The following is a 19379-nucleotide window of genomic DNA, read 5'->3' as shown; positions in this document are numbered from 1 at the left end:
GATAAAAAGTAGCAGAATTGACTGCGTTTGAAACGCCCATTTATACATCTGGGTTCACTTCATATCTCTATCAAATTAGAACAATCATAGCACTGCTGCTCGCGTCCGTACTGAGCAACAGCGTTTGTATGATAAATACCATTAGCGTCCGGTATTTATATTACTACTATGACTATGGCACTTGCTGATTGATTTCCACGTTGACCTGATTTTGTTCTGCGCTGATAACCACTGGATTGCCTGAGAGGTCGCCTGACTCTGCGGTAGCATTGCCACTATGGCTGATACGAGCAATGACCGCTAGCTGTACTTTATCAGAACGAGCCGATCCTAGGGTACGTTCTGGCATCATAGCATCAAGGTCACTTAGGCTAATAACAGCTTCGCCTTGTTTGATATTGCTAATTGGTAGACGCTTAGCAGCAAATGGTGGACCACCTTTCACGTCACGTATCGCTACGAATAGCGTATCGTCAGCTTTTACCAATGGTAACAGACTAGCATTAATTTTGATGGTCACTTCGACGCCTTCAGAGGCTTGCTGCTGCTGCATCACCACATTAGCACTAAGCTCATCTAGACTTGATAGCGCTTGCGTATGATCGCCTGGTTTGGCCGCGATACTGTCACGCAGACGTTTAATCCAGCCTTGCGCTTGGTCAAAATTACTAGCACGTGCTTCACCCATCGCCATAAGCATTTGTGCGCCCTCATGCTCTGGATTTGTAGCCAGTATGTTTTCTAATACACGGCGGCTATTGGCATCTAACTGACCCTTATTAGCAAAGAAACTAATCTGCGCATAAGTGGTCGCAATTTCTTCGTTGTCAGGTGATAGACGATAAGCGCGCGACAGAGCCTCTAATGCCGAATCAGTCGCCTCTAAGGATAAGAACAGCTCCGATAAGCGCATCCAGCGATTGTAGTCACTGGCATGACGATAGACGTTAGTCTGCATAGCACTGATCAGCTGATTACCATCTTCAATTGCCCAAGCAGGTGGCTGATCGATTCTACCTGTTAATAGATCGTCCGCCACTTGACCGACTTTGTCCTCGCTTGCCCACAGCTCAAAGACAGGTGTGCGATCACCGACCATCAGATATGCCATGGCCGTTAATACAGGTACCCAAACCATAATAATCAATCGACTTTTGATACCTGGTGTGACCATCGGTGACACTTCACGCTGAGCATCCAAAAGCTGACGTTCAAGCTCAAGTTTTTGGTTTTGATAGTGATGGTCATCAATGATACCACTGTCTTTGTCTGTTTTCAGCTCTGCTAGTCGCTCACGAAACACAGCAACGTTGATATCCAGCAGTTGATTGTCCACAGGCTTACTATGCGAACGCGGTGCTCTTAGCCACGGCTTAATGGTGATAACACCTAACAACAAAGCGACAAGTAAACTCAGCGCAATAAATAAGCCAACAGTAGAAAATATGGTCATTTTTTGCCCCCAAGGCTTGTAGTGTCGTCTTTGTCATCGTTATTGGCTCGTGACAATAAGCGATCAAGTTCTGCTTTTTCAGCGGCAGACAACGCTTTAACGTGGTTGTCTACTGCCACACCACTCTCGCCACTGGCGACAAGCTGACGGCGTTTACTTTGCCAAAACCAACCGACCAATAAGACGATCAATAATAGCGGTGGGAAAAACCATAAAATCCATGTCGAAGGGCGTACTGGTGGCTTATAACTGATAAAGTCGCCATAACGCTCTTGCATATAGGCTCGAATCTCGCCATCACTACGACCATCTTTTATCAAATCATAGGTTTTTTGCTTTAAGTCTTGCGCAATGGGTGCATCAGACCCTGCCAAGTTTTGGTTTTGGCATTTTGGGCAGCGCAGCTCTTCGATGAGACCGCGGTACTGGGCTTCTTGTTGCACAGAATCAAAATCGTAGACATCAATGGCAGCAAAGCTTGCCATACTGAATAGACAAGCGATAAACAAGCTTGCTAACTTTATGGTCGCATTTCTTATTTGGTAGGCTATCATTTGCACGCCTCCGCAACTTGGCTCGGATCTGGACTGACACCATTATTACTAGCGTCGTTGAGTACCATTAAGCAAGGCGTGATACGGCTTTGCCAATTGCTCTCATTGATCTCACCGATGATATGCTGACGAATAATCCCATCACCATCGACAATGAAAGTCTCAGGTGCACCGGTCAGACCTAAGTCAAGAGCGAACTGTCCTGACAAGTCCTGAATAGACATAGAGAACGGGTCGCCACCGCGATTCAGATACCCTAACGCATCCCCAATATCATCTTTGTAGTTTACGCCCACCAAGTTAACACCGCGCTCTTCTAGCTTCATCAAAAAAGGATGCTCAATGATACAAGTTGGACACCAAGAGCCCCAAATATTCATGAGGAATGGCTTATCTGGCAAGTTGTCATTGGTCATAATACGACTGGTATCTGATAACAATGGCAACTCAAAAGCAGGTACTGGACGCTCAAGCGCTGTATTGGTTACGATATCAGTCGGTTTACCCAAACGCATATAGAGCATAGCGACTAAACCAATAAAGATAACCAGCGGAATCAAAAACCCAATTTTTAGTTTTTTCTTAGTTTTTACTTTATTGCTGCTCGCAACTTTAGGGTCGTTGACAGCCTCTTGCTGAGCTTTTTTATCAGGTTCATTGTTTGAGGTAGTCATATTAACGCTCCCCTATCTTTGTAGCTGACGTATCCAAATCTGCAACCGTCGCAAAGCCTGATTTTTTGGCCGCGATTTGCGCAGGTGTTTTGGTTTTTTTGATACGGTAACGATTGTCTAGCATACTGAGCAATGCGCCAAACGCCATGATAAGCGCGCCCAACCATATCCAGCGGATAAGCGGTTTGACATAGATACGGAAAGCCCATTCATTGCTATCTTCAGCAATCGGCTCACCAAGTGCTACGTAGACATCGCGCATCAAATTGGCATCAATCGCAGCCTCTGTCATCGGCATCATACTGATAATATAGTTACGTTTTTCAGGATATAACGTGGTCACTTCTTGACCGTCTTTACTGACTGTTACTTCTGCTTGCGTAGCGTCAAAGTTACTGCCTTTGACTTCACTAAAACCTTTTACCGTAAAGTCATAGCCTTGTACATTGACACTGTCATTAGGCCCTAATGCCACATCACGCTCGATGCTCAACGTACTGGTAAATGCCACACCGATAACTGCAATGATGACACCAATATGAGCGGTTTGCTGACCCCAATAACTCAGACGCAACTGACGTAAACCGTTTAAACGACTTGGTGCATTTTTAGTCTTGTCTTTGAAATCGACAACCATCCATAACAACACCCAAAAGCTCACGGCCAATGTGACACCGATATTTAGCATCGCTGATGGACTGGTGAAATAGGTGATAATGGCGGCCAATACCAAACTGCTCACCGCGATAACCATACCAGCACCCAATAATGGGCGGCTGTCTTGTTTCCAGCGGATATTAGAGCCCATACCCATCGCCACCAGTAGCAGCCATGTCAACGGCACAAATAGGGCGTTGAAGTATGGAGGGCCAACAGATACCTGACCTAAGTTAAAGGCATCAGCAATAATAGGATATAGCGTACCAAGTAGTACCACTAAGGTTGAAATTAGAATAATAACGTTGTTAATCACTAAAAATGATTCACGTGAGATAAGTCGATACTGACTCTCGACCGTCAAACGCCAACCACGTACAGCAAACATCAACAGACCACCACCGACGATAATACCGAGAATGACTAGAATCACTAGACCACGCGTCGGATCAGCGGCAAATGAATGCACTGAGGTAATGACACCTGAACGTACTAAGAACGTACCAAGCAGACTAAGCGCAAAAGCAAAGATCGCGAGCATAATCGTCCATGCTTTAAATACACCGCGTTTTTCGGTGACAGCAAGTGAATGCAGTAGCGCTGTTCCTGCCAACCATGGCATCAATGAGGCGTTCTCTACTGGATCCCAGAACCACCAACCGCCCCAGCCAAGCTCATAATAAGCCCACCACGAGCCAAGCGCGATACCGACTGTTAAGAAACCCCAAGCAGCCAATGCCCATGGACGCGACCAACGTGTCCATACCGCATCCAAACGCCCTTCCCACAGTGCTGCCATACAAAACGCAAATGGCACAACCATACCCACGTAGCCCATATAAAGCATCGGTGGGTGAATAATCAGACCAAAATCTTGCAATACAGGGTTTAGATCCGCGCCATCAACAGGTAGATTGGGTAATGTGCGATCAAATGGCGATGAGGTAAAGATAAGCATCGCCAGCATCATCATCTGCACGCCTGCTAGTATCACCAGCACTCGCGCACGCATAGACAACGGCAACCCACGACTAAAGTAAGAGACCAGCGCACACCAAGTGGCCATGATGGTCATCCAAAGCAGCAGTGAGCCTTCATGCCCGCCCCATGTCGCCGACAGCTTGTAGTACCAAGGCAGCAATGTATTGGAATGCTGAGTGACATAGACGAGACTAAAGTCGTTGTAATAAAAGCCTGCCATCAGCGCTGCAAATGAGGTAATCATTGCCGCAAATTGCGCCCATGCTAGACTTGGCGCCAAACGCTGCCAAGCGACGTGGTCACGCATGACGCCAATGGTTGGTAGTACCACCTGCAAAATCGCCAATATAAAAGCGGCCAGCAAGGCAAAATAACCCAATTCTGTGATTAACATACGGTCTAACCTTGTTTACCTTGGATACAATTAAGGGTTCACCGATGGCATTGCTAGCCACTGGCAAACGCTAATAGTCCTTTATGCGGTCATAGTTTACGGTTAAAAACTGAGGTTTCAATTGCTGTAGAAGCACATAAAACCCGCTACTATCATTGTGACGTATCAATATGAATGATTGATACAAAATGCTTATCTGTTGTTAATTTTACATTTTTTAGTTATTCAAAGCTTATTCGATACAGCCGTTCATGACTAATTAAAAATACTTATTGATGCATTACTGCATCGAGGGGAAAAATACTAACACTAAATGCAACCAACCTGCTAGAAAACCAGTCAAACCGCCCAAAACAATCAACGTCATCTCATCCTCACGGAAAGCTGGACGCAACAGGTTCTGAAACTCATTTGGCGTGAGCGCACGTATTCTATCGCGAAACAGACCGAATATCTTACTGGCTCGGCTTTCATTTAGCTCAGGATCTCGCAGTGGTACCATCGTTGCGACAATAGATTTATCGATAATGGTATTTTTGAGTTGTCCATAATCACGGCGTCCCAATCCCACACGTAATGTCGTGCTAATCACTGGTGACTCTAGCACCGTGTATAGATGCGATTTCATCAAATCACGCGTTTGCGCTGAGCGATCACCGTACATCATTTCATTCATGATGTTTTCTAAAGTGACCAAATCCTTTACCACAATCTCAGCAAAAACCTCAGAAACCTCCTCTTGGCGCTTCATGAAGCCGCCTTGCAAACGATACTTTGCGATATGAGGTATGATGGGTTTGATAAATGGAAAGCGACTCTGCACCGTAAACAGCTTCAAATAAGGGATAAAGTGCGGCTCTACTGGATTAAACACCATCCAAATGGCAATCCAATTGGTGAGAAAACCCCAAATTGCAGCAAAGAACGGTACGGTCCAATGCTGCGGTACCACCAAAAATATAAACATCTGGATAATACCAAATATCAGACCAATCAAAGCACTGATGTGCCAGATAAAGTCGATCTCTTTTTGTCCGACCTTTAGAAACATATTGACCATCAGGCGACGATCGTTTTCCATGGTATTGACAATCATTTTACGCATATCGACCAAGTCTTCGACATGATAAGTCAAATCTGTCACAAGCGACTGCATAATACTAGGTAGCTCTTTATGGGCTTGCGCATAGACACGGCGCTTTAAGGCGTAAGGTAGATTGCCCCACAATGCTGGCGAGTGATCCAGCATAATCTCATCAATCAATGGCTCAAGGTTTTTGTCCACCGTATCAGTGACAAACATCGCCATTTGCTCAGGCTCCATCGCCTTAAAAAACTCATCAAGCGAACCGAGTTTTGAGAGCGTCTGGTCAACGATAACCCCTGATATCTTGCCCGCTTTGCGCGGAACAATACCTTGCCAACCGATACCTGGCAGCCCGAAAAATGGGAAATTAGGAATACGAATACCCCAAAACTTGACCGGATAGAACAGCATCTTGAGCGCCATCCACACATGTACCCAAGTAACGAATGCCGTCACTGGTGGAATGGTCAGCATGGCAAAAAACTCTGGATGTTCAGCTATCGTCTGCCATAATGAATTTACGTCCATGACTTATCTAGTCCCTGACAGGTTGATTGTCGTTGCTAATACTGTCGCTACTGATAACGAGACTTTAGCAAAATGAGAACGTTTCAAAAGACGCTCCGCCCATAATAACTACTATAAAATAAATCGCCTGATTTTAGCATACTTGCCATTTATTAGCACATATAGACCAGCGGCAAGTTGTGACTAAAGATGACATGGTTCATATCGTCTGCTCCCCAACAAAAACCTAAATATAAGCCAGTTCTTGGTCAGTAGATAATCAAGACAAAATATATGACTGAGTACTGCGCCTGCTCATTTGTTCTGTTATAATTTGTAGTGCAATAACAAAGACTACCTGCGTATAAATGACTGCATAACGATTTCACCCCATACCCTTCTATGTGATTGAAACCATTTGCATTATCTTTTAGACTCACCGCACTTTGGTTAACCAACCTGCCCTCTTATTTTTCTTTTATTGACTCACTGACTGTTTGGGCTCTGCTCTTCTATGAATAAACCGATAACTCCCAATACCGAACAGGTCAACAGCACCTTTACCAATCGTATTATCATCTTTGGCATTATAATCTTGATTGGTTTGGGCGGTTTGATAACACGTTATGGGTATTTGCAAGTCTACGCTCATGATCAGTACACAACGCAAGCCGATAACAACCGTATCAAACTGATATCTGCGCCGCCTAGTCGTGGGTATATCTATGATCGTAACGGAGTAATACTGGCAGACAATCAGCCTGTATTTACAGCGATGCTCAGCCCTGATGAAGTCGAAAATCCTGAGCGCACGTTGCATCTGCTTGCGCCGATTTTTGATTTAACCGATACAGATATCACTGATATCTTGGCGCGTCTAAGTAAAAATAAAAATGACCCGGTAACGATTAAGATTGACTTAACAGAAGCACAGTTGGCTCAGTTTAGTGAACGCAAGCCATTCTTCCGCGGGGTCTCTATCCAAAGCAAGCTTACGCGCTCTTATCCTTATGATGAGCTGTTTGCTCATGTCATCGGCTATGTTGGGCGTATCAATGACAAAGAGTCAAAGCGTATCGATAAAGACCGTTACGCTGGTACCGATCTAATTGGTAAGATTGGTATTGAGGACTACTATGAAGATATTTTGCTTGGGCAACCGGGTTATCAATCGGTAGAAACAGACGCACATGGCAATATTTTGCGTCAACTGGATACCAAGCCGCCGATAGCGGGTAACGATATTACGTTGAGCTTGGATTATGGTTTGCAAACCATCGCCCAACAGCAGCTCGATGGACGCCGCGGTGCAATCGTCGCGATAGACCCAAAAAACGGTGACGTCTTGGCATTTGTGAGTAATCCAAGCTACGACCCTAACCCTTTTATATCGGGTATCTCTTTTAAAGATTATGATGATCTGCGTGAAGATTTGGATCAGCCGCTGTATAACCGTGCACTACAAGGTACCTACCCACCTGGCTCTACTATCAAGCCATTTGAGGGTTTGGGCGGTATTCATTATGGTCTACGCGATTGGAATAGCACCATCTATGACCCTGGTTATTTTAGCTTACCTGGTGACACGCATCGATTCCGCGACTGGAAACGTGGCGGTCATGGTACGGTAGATCTAAAAAAATCCATCGCGATGTCGGTCGATACTTATTATTATAAGTTGGCTTATGAGATGGGCATTCAACGTTTGCACGATTGGATGGTGCGTTTCGGTTTTGGTGAGGATACTGGTATTGATTTACCTAATGAAAAATCAGGTATCATGCCGTCACCAAAATGGAAAAAAGACACTTATGATAAAGACTGGCTACCGGGCGAAACCATCTCTGTCAGTATTGGACAAGGGTATTTCTTGGCAACGCCGCTACAGATTGCTAATGCTACAGCCATGACTGCCAGTAAAGGACAGCACATTACACCGCATTTATTAAAGAGCAGTGACGGCGCCGCGGACGTCAAAATCATTACTAAGCCAGATGGCAAAATCGACTATAACGGTAAACCGTCTGACTGGTTGCGCATGCATGATGCGATGGAAAGCGTGGTAGAAAACGGTACAGGACGCGGTATCTATACCCCGCGCTATCGTATCGCTGGTAAAACAGGTACTGCACAGGTGAAATCTATTGCGCAGGGCAAACGCTACGACAAGTCGGCGATTGATAAGCGCCATTGGGATCACGCTTGGTTTAATGGTTTTGCGCCAGTAGAAGACCCGCAGATTGCCCTTGCGGTATTGGTCGAAAATGGCGGCGGTGGTAGTGCTGTTGCAGCACCTATTGGCCGTGCTCTATTTGATTACTGGGTATTACAACGCAAGACAGATCCTGTGCTGCCACCTTCTGCTGATGAGCTAAAAGTCATTAAACGCCAAAAGGCTTTTGAAAAAGCGATGCGTGATGCCATTCGCGATAAAGAAGCAAAAGCGTTAGAAGAAAAAGAAGCCGCGGAAGCCGAAGCGGCAGCAGCGACATCTGAGTAACTAGACGTTTAAGTAACTAATAGTATAAAAAGCAAAACCTAGCAAAGAAAAGCCTAGTAAAGTAAAACCTAGCATAGAATTGGTAAGCGAGATACGATAATGAAAAAAGCCTCAAATGGACGCGCACCAAAGAATAACCGTAAGGCGAAAAGTGCGGCAGCGGGTGATGTGCGCATTATCGGTGGTCAGTTTAAGCGCCGTATTGTAAGTTTCATCGATGCAGATGGCCTGCGCCCGACCCCAGATCGCTTGCGGGAAACTTTATTTAACTGGCTACTCGCTGACATTCATGATGCCCATGTGCTCGATAGCTGTGCTGGCAGTGGCGTACTGGGGTTTGAAGCGCTATCTCGCGGCGCTGCCCACACGACATTTATCGAAATCAATCCAGCACAAAGTAACATGCTATGTCAGAGCGCTGAGCAATTACGTCTTGAGTCTACTGCTTATCAAATCATCACTGGCACTGCTGAGCAAGTATTGCGTCAAGAGCATCTGACTGCACGCCCTTTTGATATCGTATTTATCGATCCACCTTATGATCAGGATTTATGGCAGCCTATTTTGACTGCGCTTATTACCAATACCTTAATAAATACTGAAACACTAATTTATTTAGAGGCTGATAAAGATTTGTCAGCACAGCTTAAGCAATTGGAAGCGTCGCTAAATGAGAATTTAGACCCTCAATTAAGCGTTACTCAGCAACCAATCGCTTTTGAATGCTTGAAACAAACCAAAGTCGGACAAGTTGTTGCTGGACTTTATCGTCTATCATCGTCATAATTGTCGGGTTAATGAAAGCCGTTAACGTATTTTACAAATGTTTAGAACCGCTAAAAACTGGCCGACGCTGCAGTTTAATGTATATAAGGCGAAAATAAACCCCAATGCAGCTTGCAAGCGTAGGCGCTACTGCTTATAATGTGCAGTCTGTTTTTTGAGAGCCCCGTTCCCAGCTAAACTCTCAACGAATTCTAATTTTAAGGTTTTATCATGAAAACACTTAGTGCAAAACCAGCTGAAGTGACCCATGACTGGTATGTCGTAGATGCTGACGGCAAAACCCTTGGTCGCTTAGCCACTCAAATCGCAACTCGCTTACGTGGCAAGCACAAGCCTTCTTTTACTCCGCACGTTGATACTGGTGACTTTATTGTTGTCATCAATGCTGACAAAATCACGGTAACGGGTAAAAAAGCACAAGACAAAAAGTACTATCGTCACAGTGGCTACCCAGGTGGTATTAAAGAAACCAACTTCAATAAGTTGCTTGCACATAAGCCTGAAGATGTTCTACACAAAGCAGTTAAGGGTATGCTTCCAAAGGGCCCTCTTGGCTATGCGATGATCAAGAAGCTGAAACTTTATGCGGGTACTGATCATCCACATACTGCACAGCAACCTAAAGAACTAGACATCTAAGGATATACTTATGGAACGCAATTACGGAACTGGTCGCCGCAAGACGTCTACTGCTCGTGTATTTTTATCAAAAGGTACTGGTAGTATCGTTGTTAACGGTAAGCCACTTGACGAATACTTCAGCCGTGAAACTTCACGCATGGTTGTACGTCAGCCATTAGAACTACTAGACTCTGTTAACGCATATGACTTATATGTAACTGTTGCAGGCGGTGGTATTAGTGGTCAAGCTGGCGCAATCCGCCACGGCATCACACGTGCATTAATCGAAGCTGACGAAACTTTAAAGCCTGCCCTAAAAGCAGCTGGTTTTGTTACTCGTGATTCACGTCAAGTTGAACGTAAGAAACTGGGTCTACGTAAAGCACGTAAACGTCCACAGTTCTCAAAACGTTAATCAAAACTCTCTCTTATCTTTTTGCTGCTGTTGTCTTTTTCTCAGAGCTTCAGTAGCAAAGTTAAATAAGAGTCTGGTTTTGCAAAACCTTATAAGCTGGTCACAGCTTATAAGGTTTTTTTATGCCTACTGATAGCGGGTTGATTATCTGATTGTCTTCATCAAACTAGCTTTGTTTTACAGCAATAACTAACATGAGTGCCTTGTTTCAACGCTGCAAAGTAGAGCGTCTGTAGAAATTCTAACTTGCAAAGCATTAAACGCTACCCCATCATATCAGTAACTTTTTATTATTTGCCATGATGCCTCAAACCGTGCTGCAGAAGGATATTATGAAAGCGCCAGAACAATTCGACCCTAGCAAGCCATCTGCCAATAGCAGTGTGCCGCCTAGCATGAAACAGTCGGCTAAGTCGCCTGCGATACCTGCTGGCACACCGACAATTACCCAAAATCATAAGCGTACAGCGCAAGCAGATAACAAGCCATTTCAGTGGCAGTTTTTATCACCAAAGAATTGGGGCATTTGGTTATTATTCTTAATAATGCTACCGATGATATATCTGCCATTACGCTGGCAGTTTTGGCTAGGTCGTAAGCTTGGTATATTGATTTATAAAGCTGCTAGCTCACGTAGACGCGATACGCTAATCAATCTTAAGTTGGCTTTTCCAGAGAAGCCTGAAGCTGAACGTGAATTAATGGCCAAGCAAGTCTTTGTAAATCAAGGCATTGGTGTGTTTGAAACGTTATGCGCTTGGTTCAGGCCAGATATATTTACTAGAACTGTATCCATCTCAGGGTTACAGCATATTGTTAATGCGCAAAATGAGCAGCGACCAGTTATCCTGCTCGGTGCACATTATACGATGCTAGATTTGGGTGGCCTATTATGTGCACAGTTTTTCCCAGTAGATTGTATGTATCGTACACAGAACAACCCTCTATTAGACTGGTTTATTTATAATGGTCGTACCAATATTTTTGGTAAGCAAATCTCTAGTCGTGATATGCGAAGCTTAGTTACCTCTATCAAAGCGGGACACGTCATCTGGTACTCTCCTGATCAAGATTATGGTCTCAAGCAAGGTGTCATGGCGCCATTCTTCGGTGTGCCAGCCGCAACGATTACTGCATCGCGTCGCATGGCGAAACTGGGTAGCAAAGCACAGCCGCCAGCTGTCATGGCACTGCATACTTATCGGCAAACGCCTGACAACTTGCCGCGCGGTAAACGTCCCCATTATCATTTAACAATTACGCCAGAATTAGACAATTATCCAAGTAAAGATGAAGTCGCTGATGCTACTCGGGTTAATGAAGTTTTAGAAGGACTCATTCGTATTGATCCCACTCAGTGGATGTGGTTTCATCGCCGCTTCAAACATGGGCCAAACGGTCGTACCGATATCTATAAGTAAGCCTTTATTCCCAAAAATACTGGTGAAGTTTGCTATACTTTGCGGCTAATATTTTGCATTTTAGCTATGCACTGATAATAATTTAATAAACAAAATAACGGATTTTCCATGAGCAATAACAGTACTCCTGACAATCAAACTTCTGATACTTCAACTGAAGCCAAGCGCATCCTGACTGGTATCAAACCGACTGGTATTCCGCATTTAGGTAACTATGTTGGTGCGATTCGTCCAGCTATTGAGTCTATTCAAAACAGTGATCATGAAGCGTTTTTCTTTTTGGCAGACTACCATGGCATCATTGGTTGTTATGACCCTGCTATCATTCATGAATCGACGAGAGCCATTGCCGCTACGTGGATTGCTTGTGGTCTAGACCCTGAGCGTGTGACGTTCTACCGTCAGTCAGACGTGCCTGAAATTCCAGAACTTGCTTGGATTTTGAACTGCTCATGTGCCAAAGGTTTGATGAACCGCGCCCATGCCTATAAAGCAGCCGTTGATATCAATACAGAAAAAGCCGATGTCGATCCTGATCAAGGTGTCACCATGGGGCTGTTTGGTTATCCAGTACTAATGGCGGCTGATATCTTGATGTTTAATGCGACCCATGTACCTGTTGGGCGTGACCAAGTGCAGCATATCGAGATGGCGCGTGATATCGCAGGTACTTTTAATCATCGTTATAAGTCGCTTTTCACGCTACCGTCAGCAGTCGTTGATAACGATATACCGCTGCTTACTGGGCTTGATGGCCGCAAGATGAGTAAGAGCTATAGCAATACTATCCCCCTATTCGGTGAGCCAAATCCACAGGTTAGTCCTGAAAAACAGATGCATAAAGCCATCATGAAAATTGTGACTAACTCACAGCTACCTGATGAGCCAAAAGATCCTGATGATTCAGCTATCTTTGAGATTTATAAAGCATTTGCTACCACTGAAGAGATTGCTGCTATGCGTGCGCGTTATGCCGCTGGTATTGGTTGGGGCGACGCTAAGCAAGCCCTGTTTGACAAGATTAATGATGAAATCGCGCCATTCCGTGCACGTTACGAAGAGCTGATGGCCAATCCAAAAGAGCTGGAAGAAATCTTGCAGATGGGTGCGAATAAAGCCCGTCGTCATAGTCGTAAGCAACTAGACAAAGCTCGCCGTGCTATCGGCATCCGTCCGCTTGCTAAGCTTAAATAATCGTTGCTGGAATAGTCGTTTCACTGACGCAATTTATGATCAAAGCGGGTGCTAAACGTGCAAACTGAACCAAACACCAAACAGGCGGCTTTGTCTAATGCCGCCTTATCTGCTATGGCTGATTCAACTTCTGAGCCTATGGACAATCAGAGCGATCATGATAAATCAGTCAACCATGATATGTCGCTACGTATCTATCAGACGCCTGTACAGCATTTGCCAGAAGATCTATATGTACCGCCGCAAGCCTTTGCTATTTGGTTAGAGCAGTTTGCTGGTCCATTGGATTTTCTATTGTATTTGGTCAAAAAGAACAACGTCGATTTGACCCAAATGCCTATTCTGCCTATCACTGAACAGTACTTAGCTTATATCGGTGAATTGGATACCGAGCACTTTGAATTAGCAGGTGATTATCTGTTAATGGCATCAACGCTCATCGCTATCAAAACCGAACTGCTATTGCCTGCCCCTGATGCTCCAACCGACGAGCGTGATCCAAAAGCAGAACTTATCGAACGCCTCGAAGAGTACGCGCAAATCAAAGTGGTCAGTCAGCGCCTAGACAATCTAGTACGTCTAGAGCGCGATGTGTTTTTGGCCATGGTTAGTATGCCTGGTCAAGACGTTATGAATGCGGAACTGCCAAGCTACTCACCTAACTTGCTGATTGATAGCTTATTTAAAATGCAGTTACAGCCTGACTATCAAATGCATACGATCAAAGTTGATGCAGTACCCCTTGCCGATCGTATTGCCAGTATTAGCAGACAATTAAGTACAGATGGGGCGCGCTCCTTTTATGAGCTACTGGATAAGGCACAAGGTAAAATAGGCGTGGTCGTGAGTTTTGTCGCCGTACTTGAGCTTATAAAGCGGCAGTTAGTTGGTGTGGTCAATATTGAGACAGATAGCGGTATCGTCAACTCTGTTTCCAATAATTCTGATCAGAATAATATGAATAATGAATCCACAAATCTCACATTACAGTGGTTAGCCTAGTAGGCTCTAAGACTGTCTCTTAGACTACTCTCTATTAAAATCACAATATTGAAATAAGAGCATACTTTAGATGGTAGATATTGAAGACCCAAAGCAACATGACGAGACCCAAGAACCAATAACTATGACTACATCTCCATCGGTTGAGGCACAGCATGATTCTTTGGAAGAGTTGAGTAAATGTATTGAAGTACTGTTGCATGCATCAGAAGCACCGCTGACCGCTCACGCGTTAAAGAAACATTTGTCATTATCTACTAAAGAATTAAATCAAACCCTAGAGGTGCTGCAACAACGCTTAGGTACAGGTGTGCTTAGGCTACATGAGACAGCCAGCGGTTATCGCTTACAGATATCTGATGACTATAGCAGTCTAATTCAGCGTACTTTTCCCCAACGTCAGGAACGCCTTAGCCAAGCTTTACTTGAAACCCTAAGTGTCATTGCATATAAGCAACCTGTGACACGCAGTGATATCGAGCATGTGCGCGGAGTGACATTATCGAGCAATATACTGCGTCAGTTGTTTGATAAAGGATGGATTGTGGAGAAAGGTTTTAAAGATACTCTAGGTCGTCCTGCATTGCTGCATACTACTGCGCAATTTTTAGATGCGTTTGGATTAAGCCATCTAGATGAACTACCGCCTATGCCAGATATGGAAACCATACGAGTCATGTCTTAAAATTTCTGCTGAACAAACTATAGTTACTCACATAAAAAAGGACAGACCGCATAGGGTCTGTCCTTTTTATTACGTTGCTGATTTTGAACTGACATCCAAACCTAGCAATATATCGATTAATTACTGATTGATAACGTCAACACCCTTTGGTGGTGTAAATTTAAACTGACTGCTACCAATACTTGGGTTCATCTTGATACCGCTAAATTTAATAGAGGTTGTTTGACCCAAAGTATCATTCAATACCATCATAACAGGTTTGCCACCACTAAAGCTTATTGAAAGACTTTTAAAACTTGCGCTGTCTGACTTAGGATAGAGTACATAGTAGTTTTTGTTGTCATATGGCTGAGTGATTTTGAAGTTTTGATCAATTTTGCTTGGATCACCTGATAGTAGCAAAGCTGGTGTATTACCTACTTGGCTGTCGACGTTTTGCTTAGTCGCTTGCTCTAAATCCTTGTCATAAACCCACATAGAATTACCATTGGCAACGATCAGTTGCTCTGATGGTGACTTGGTTTCCCAGCGGAAGTTATTTGGACGTTGGACACTCATAGAGCCTTTAAACGTACCACTACTCGCGCCTTTAGTCGTTTGACTGAAATTAGCCGTCATACTCTTGGTATTAGTCAGCAATTTGTTCAGACGTTTAGCAGCTGTTAGGTTGTCAGCAGGAGCTGCTGTAGCCGTTTGAGTCAATGCCATCATTGGCGCTGCGATACCTAGCGATGTCATTAATACACCTGCTAAAGCGCCACTCATCATTTTTTGTTTGGTTGATTTTTTCGTAGATAAGTTCATCATAAATCCTCTCTAAAAAAGCATAATCGCTTTAAAGTTGTTGCTAAAAATAAAATGTTCTATTGAAATTTTTGTTTTCTATAAATACTGATTTTACCAAGCTAAAACTGGTAACCATCAGCAATAGCAACAGTGTGCCAGTTTTTTTATTACGCGCCTAGTCATGATTTGCAATCTTTACTACGGCTGCCATACACGCTTGTAACCAATGCAGTTACACGGTAAAAGTTTGCATTTAGCATCGTTAGTTGGCAAAACCGAGGTAATGAATACAGCTAAACCTTTAAGTAGGTAAGTTAACAGTATAAAAGAGCAAGAAATATGTCTGCTATAACCGAATGCTCATCTCAATTTTAGTAAGCAATTTCATTATTATGACTAATGGTTTCCTTGAAAGATGACGTGCTTCCTGCCTTCCATCATTAATAATGCATAAAGTAATAGATAAAAATTTGCTAGAAATCCTAAAAAAATAGCCATGATGATGAAAGTTTCAGTTCCCTCTAAATAACTTCTCATTACTTTAGAGCTACCCGCTGATGTAAAACCAAAAAACCAAATCCAGCCTAAGTTGATAGCGATAAGTAGCGATGCAGTTATAAAAATAGATCTTTTGGGATTTTCTCCCACTTCATGATTCAACTTATCTGAGTTTCTTGCAGCCAGTTTAAATTCTCTGACAACCTCGAATGACAACCCTTTTAAAAAATAAGCAGCTGTTATAGCAATAAAAATCATTATGAAATACAAGACTGTAAGGTCACTCAAAAGTCTTATTCTACCCGGTGCTAGCTCCATGGATTGAGCGAAGGGTGTTATTCCCGTAAAATCCGAGAAATAACTTCCAAACATTAACGGCGTAAAAAACACGAGCACGAATCCATAAAGATAGATGTATTTGAAAGGTGATAAGTCATTAAGGATATTTAGCATGGTCTTATGAGAAATATAGTGCTGTTTTTTCATTTTTCCTTCAAACCTATCTACGATTCATTTACTATCTCATCAAATCTTTTATTCAAACTATCCGTCTTTCATAAAAAGATATTAGTTAAGATTGTTGAAATAGTATATTTTAAGAGCTAGCGTTGAGTGATATTGTTCAAAATACCATTTCTTAATTCTTATCATTAACTTACGATACCCTACAAACGTAAAAAGCCCCTACTACCATAAGGCAGTAAGGGCTTTTTTAATTATCTGATCATTTTATCCAAAGAATGAAACGATCTAAATAGATAATTATGCGTTTTCAACCGTAACATAACGACGGTTAAATTTACCTTTGGTCGCAAACTTTACAACACCGTCATTCAGTGCAAATAAAGTATGGTCACGACCCATGCCAACGCCTTCGCCTGCATGGAATTCTGTACCACGTTGACGAACGATGATGTTACCAGCTGTGATAGCTTGGCCACCAAAGATTTTTACGCCTAGCATTTTTGGGTTTGAATCACGACCGTTACGGCTCGAACCGGCAGCTTTTTTATGTGCCATGAGAAAATCTCCTTGTTAATTTGACTTATCGCTGATGCGATAACTCTTAAGCATTTAGTGCGCTATTTAGCAATAATTGCTAAATGGATAATTAGGCATTAATCGCTTTGATTTTTAACAAGGTGTACCATTGGCGGTGACCTTGTTCTTTGTGATAATGCTTACGACGGTTGTGCTTGATGATACGGATTTTTTCGCCGCGACCATGCTCAACAACTTCAACTTCTACGCTAGCGCCGTCAACAACAGGCTGACCGATTTTGACGTTATCGCCGTCAACAACCATCAACACGTCTTCAAATTTGATTGTTTCGCCTTTTTCTGCTTTTAGTAGTTCAACTTTAAGCAATTCATCGACGACTACACGGTGCTGTTTACCACCAGTTTTGATTACTGCGTACATTGTATGACTCCGTTTAACCCGTGTGCCGTGGCTGATGTTATACCAACGCTTTTACGACGAACACGACAGGGAAAAATTAAAGGCAAGATTTTACGGCTTTTTGCTCATAAAAGCAAGCCGCGCCTCTTGTTTTTGCAAGGTGGTTACACTAATGACCATCTCTCATTTAACTATAACGGCTGCTCATCAAGGAAAGTCGATAAACGACAATGCGAATATAAACATGAGAAATAGTAATGATAAGTGATAGATTAAGCCCAACAGCGGCCATTATAACTTATGTAATCAGTTACTTACAGCCTTTTGTGAATCATTTATGTGACCAATAAGCTTAAAATGCGCTAGAGGATATATTTTTAAAACATAAGACATTTCTTATCGTTTTTATTCTATTCAATAGGCATAGTAAGCCCTATATATCATACGCTTGACCTACTTGTGCTATATACTTTAACCAACAATTTAAGCAGATAGCTATGCTATCATAAGCGAAATAACACCTTACCTATAGATAGATAAAGTCAAGGTTATACCAACTCTCTTTACTCTTATTAATATGACTATTTATTATGACTAGTACCTCTTTAAATAATACCGTGCCTGCCTCTCAATCGACGCCTAGCTATGCTGATATTCAAAGTATTGTAGCCAATGACTTTAAGGTAATGGACAAGCAAGTGTTTGGCAGTTTGAACTCAAAAGTACAACTCGTCATGAGCGTTTCGCAACACGTGATCAACGCTGGTGGCAAGCGTATGCGCCCACTGATTACCTTGCTCTGCGCACGTATGTTTGATGACAATCCATCAGAAAAAGCCATGCATCTAGCTGCTATCACTGAAATGCTACATACCGCTACCCTAGTCCATGACGATGTCATCGATGAGTCAGGGCAACGCCGTGGAAAGCCGACGGCAAATGCAACGTGGGACAACGCCACTGCAGTGTTAGTCGGTGACTATTTGATTGCGCGCGCGTTCAATCTGTTGGTTGGTTTTCAGAGCTTGCCGTTGTTGCAAGTGTTCTCTGATGGGACTTGTGACATTGCTGAAGGCGAAGTGTTACAACTACAGCACCAACATAACCCTACCGCGACAGAGGAAGATTACTTACGCATTATCGATGGCAAAACTTCACGCCTTTTCATGATGGCGACCCAAGGTGCTGCTATATTACAAGACAAGACAGAATATATGACGGCATTGGGCGATTTCGGACAGCATTTTGGTAATGCGTTTCAAATTATCGATGATGTGCTCGACTATAGTGGCGATAGTGAGGTGATGGGCAAAAACTTAGGCGATGATCTTGCTGAAGGCAAACCTACCCTACCGACTATCAAAGCACTCGAGCTACTCAAAGACAGCGACATTGAAGGCTATGAGCAGTTACGTATCGCCGTTCAAACGGGTAAGACACCAAACGCTGAGCAGCTGATTGAATTGGTACGTAGTTCTGGCTCATTGGCTTATTGTAAGCAGCGCGCGTTGGAAGAAACCAAACTGGCACAAGATGCACTGAGCATGCTACCTGACAACCGTTATCGTACAGGCTTATATCAATTGACTGAACTCGCTAGCGCCCGATTACTATAATTAAAACTGAGTCGTCTGTGTTATTAACTGATTAAGACGACTCTTTTTTTGACAGAATTTTTTAGCATGGATTTTTATCAATTTCTTTAGCAATTGATAAATAAAAGCCCATAAATTAAAAACTACCCTCTTAAAAACTAGCATGT

General features: G+C 43.2%; 18 protein-coding genes. 9 read left to right on the top strand and 9 right to left on the bottom strand.

Going from position 1 to position 19379, the window contains the following annotated elements; all coding sequences use genetic code 11:
• Positions 1 to 172: 172 nt before the first annotated feature.
• The 5 genes from ccmI to B2863_RS13390 all read right to left on the bottom strand — a co-directional run bounded on the left by ccmI (position 173) and on the right by B2863_RS13390 (position 6328).
• Positions 173 to 1453 carry a c-type cytochrome biogenesis protein CcmI gene (gene ccmI, locus B2863_RS13410; RefSeq protein ID WP_296211454.1) on the bottom strand — a complete coding sequence of 427 codons (1281 nt, stop codon included), beginning with the start codon at positions 1451 to 1453 and terminating at the stop codon, positions 173 to 175.
• Positions 1450 to 1938 (bottom strand): cytochrome c-type biogenesis protein, encoded by a 489-nt coding sequence (locus tag B2863_RS13405; RefSeq protein WP_379545001.1) that lies wholly within the window; start codon positions 1936 to 1938, stop codon positions 1450 to 1452. The genes ccmI and B2863_RS13405 overlap by 4 nt, the downstream gene beginning before the upstream one ends.
• Positions 1939 to 2003: 65 nt before the next feature.
• Complete coding sequence (locus tag B2863_RS13400) at positions 2004 to 2681, bottom strand: DsbE family thiol:disulfide interchange protein (protein WP_290177564.1); 678 nt, start codon at positions 2679 to 2681, stop codon at positions 2004 to 2006.
• A gap of 1 nt (position 2682) precedes the next feature.
• Complete coding sequence (locus B2863_RS13395) at positions 2683 to 4713, bottom strand: heme lyase CcmF/NrfE family subunit (protein ID WP_201571266.1); 2031 nt, start codon at positions 4711 to 4713, stop codon at positions 2683 to 2685.
• 280 nt (positions 4714 to 4993) lie between these two features.
• Entirely contained in the window at positions 4994 to 6328 is a 1335-nt protein-coding gene (locus tag B2863_RS13390; RefSeq protein ID WP_296211453.1) for a hypothetical protein, read from the bottom strand.
• A 493-nt stretch (positions 6329 to 6821) separates the two neighbouring features.
• Here B2863_RS13390 and mrdA point away from each other — a divergent pair, with 493 nt between their 5' ends.
• From mrdA to scpB, 8 genes are all read left to right on the top strand, one after another.
• A complete protein-coding gene (gene mrdA / locus B2863_RS13385; RefSeq protein ID WP_191113959.1) occupies positions 6822 to 8807 on the top strand; it encodes a penicillin-binding protein 2 in 1986 nt (661 codons plus the stop codon).
• Positions 8808 to 8906: 99 nt separating this feature from the next.
• The gene (gene rsmD / locus B2863_RS13380) at positions 8907 to 9593 is read left to right on the top strand and encodes a 16S rRNA (guanine(966)-N(2))-methyltransferase RsmD (RefSeq protein WP_296211450.1); all 687 of its coding nucleotides are present in this window, start codon (positions 8907 to 8909) and stop codon (positions 9591 to 9593) included.
• Positions 9594 to 9803: 210 nt separating this feature from the next.
• The gene (gene rplM, locus B2863_RS13375) at positions 9804 to 10232 is read left to right on the top strand and encodes a 50S ribosomal protein L13 (protein ID WP_057761004.1); all 429 of its coding nucleotides are present in this window, start codon (positions 9804 to 9806) and stop codon (positions 10230 to 10232) included.
• Between the two features lie 10 nt (positions 10233 to 10242).
• Positions 10243 to 10629 (top strand): 30S ribosomal protein S9, encoded by a 387-nt coding sequence (gene rpsI / locus B2863_RS13370; RefSeq protein ID WP_101206364.1) that lies wholly within the window; start codon positions 10243 to 10245, stop codon positions 10627 to 10629.
• 332 nt (positions 10630 to 10961) lie between these two features.
• Positions 10962 to 12050, top strand: a complete 1089-nt coding sequence (locus tag B2863_RS13365) for a lipid A biosynthesis acyltransferase (RefSeq protein WP_296211448.1) — start codon at positions 10962 to 10964, stop codon at positions 12048 to 12050.
• A gap of 108 nt (positions 12051 to 12158) precedes the next feature.
• The gene (gene trpS, locus B2863_RS13360) at positions 12159 to 13244 is read left to right on the top strand and encodes a tryptophan--tRNA ligase (protein ID WP_296211446.1); all 1086 of its coding nucleotides are present in this window, start codon (positions 12159 to 12161) and stop codon (positions 13242 to 13244) included.
• Between the two features lie 138 nt (positions 13245 to 13382).
• On the top strand, positions 13383 to 14246 hold the full coding sequence (locus B2863_RS13355) for a segregation and condensation protein A (protein ID WP_296211823.1): 864 nt from the start codon (positions 13383 to 13385) through the stop codon (positions 14244 to 14246).
• 124 nt (positions 14247 to 14370) lie between these two features.
• Positions 14371 to 14931 carry an SMC-Scp complex subunit ScpB gene (gene scpB / locus B2863_RS13350; protein WP_296211444.1) on the top strand — a complete coding sequence of 187 codons (561 nt, stop codon included), beginning with the start codon at positions 14371 to 14373 and terminating at the stop codon, positions 14929 to 14931.
• Positions 14932 to 15051: 120 nt separating this feature from the next.
• On the opposite strand, the gene lolA is transcribed toward scpB, so the two are convergent.
• The 4 genes from lolA to rplU form a co-directional block, all read right to left on the bottom strand.
• Entirely contained in the window at positions 15052 to 15738 is a 687-nt protein-coding gene (lolA, locus tag B2863_RS13345; protein ID WP_057761010.1) for an outer membrane lipoprotein chaperone LolA, read from the bottom strand.
• Between the two features lie 375 nt (positions 15739 to 16113).
• Positions 16114 to 16701, bottom strand: a complete 588-nt coding sequence (locus tag B2863_RS13340; protein ID WP_296211442.1) for a hypothetical protein — start codon at positions 16699 to 16701, stop codon at positions 16114 to 16116.
• Positions 16702 to 16977: 276 nt separating this feature from the next.
• Positions 16978 to 17235 (bottom strand): 50S ribosomal protein L27, encoded by a 258-nt coding sequence (rpmA, locus tag B2863_RS13335; RefSeq protein ID WP_021813611.1) that lies wholly within the window; start codon positions 17233 to 17235, stop codon positions 16978 to 16980.
• Between the two features lie 91 nt (positions 17236 to 17326).
• Positions 17327 to 17638, bottom strand: coding sequence for a 50S ribosomal protein L21 (gene rplU, locus B2863_RS13330; protein WP_057761012.1), 312 nt, complete (start codon positions 17636 to 17638; stop codon positions 17327 to 17329).
• A gap of 569 nt (positions 17639 to 18207) precedes the next feature.
• Here rplU and B2863_RS13325 point away from each other — a divergent pair.
• Complete coding sequence (locus B2863_RS13325) at positions 18208 to 19233, top strand: polyprenyl synthetase family protein (RefSeq protein ID WP_296211439.1); 1026 nt, start codon at positions 18208 to 18210, stop codon at positions 19231 to 19233.
• Positions 19234 to 19379: the final 146 nt, after the last annotated feature.

The organism is Psychrobacter sp. UBA3480, assembly GCF_002377945.1.
Taxonomy (GTDB): Bacteria; Pseudomonadota; Gammaproteobacteria; order Pseudomonadales; family Moraxellaceae; genus Psychrobacter.
This window is presented reverse-complemented; position numbering and strand designations above follow the sequence as displayed.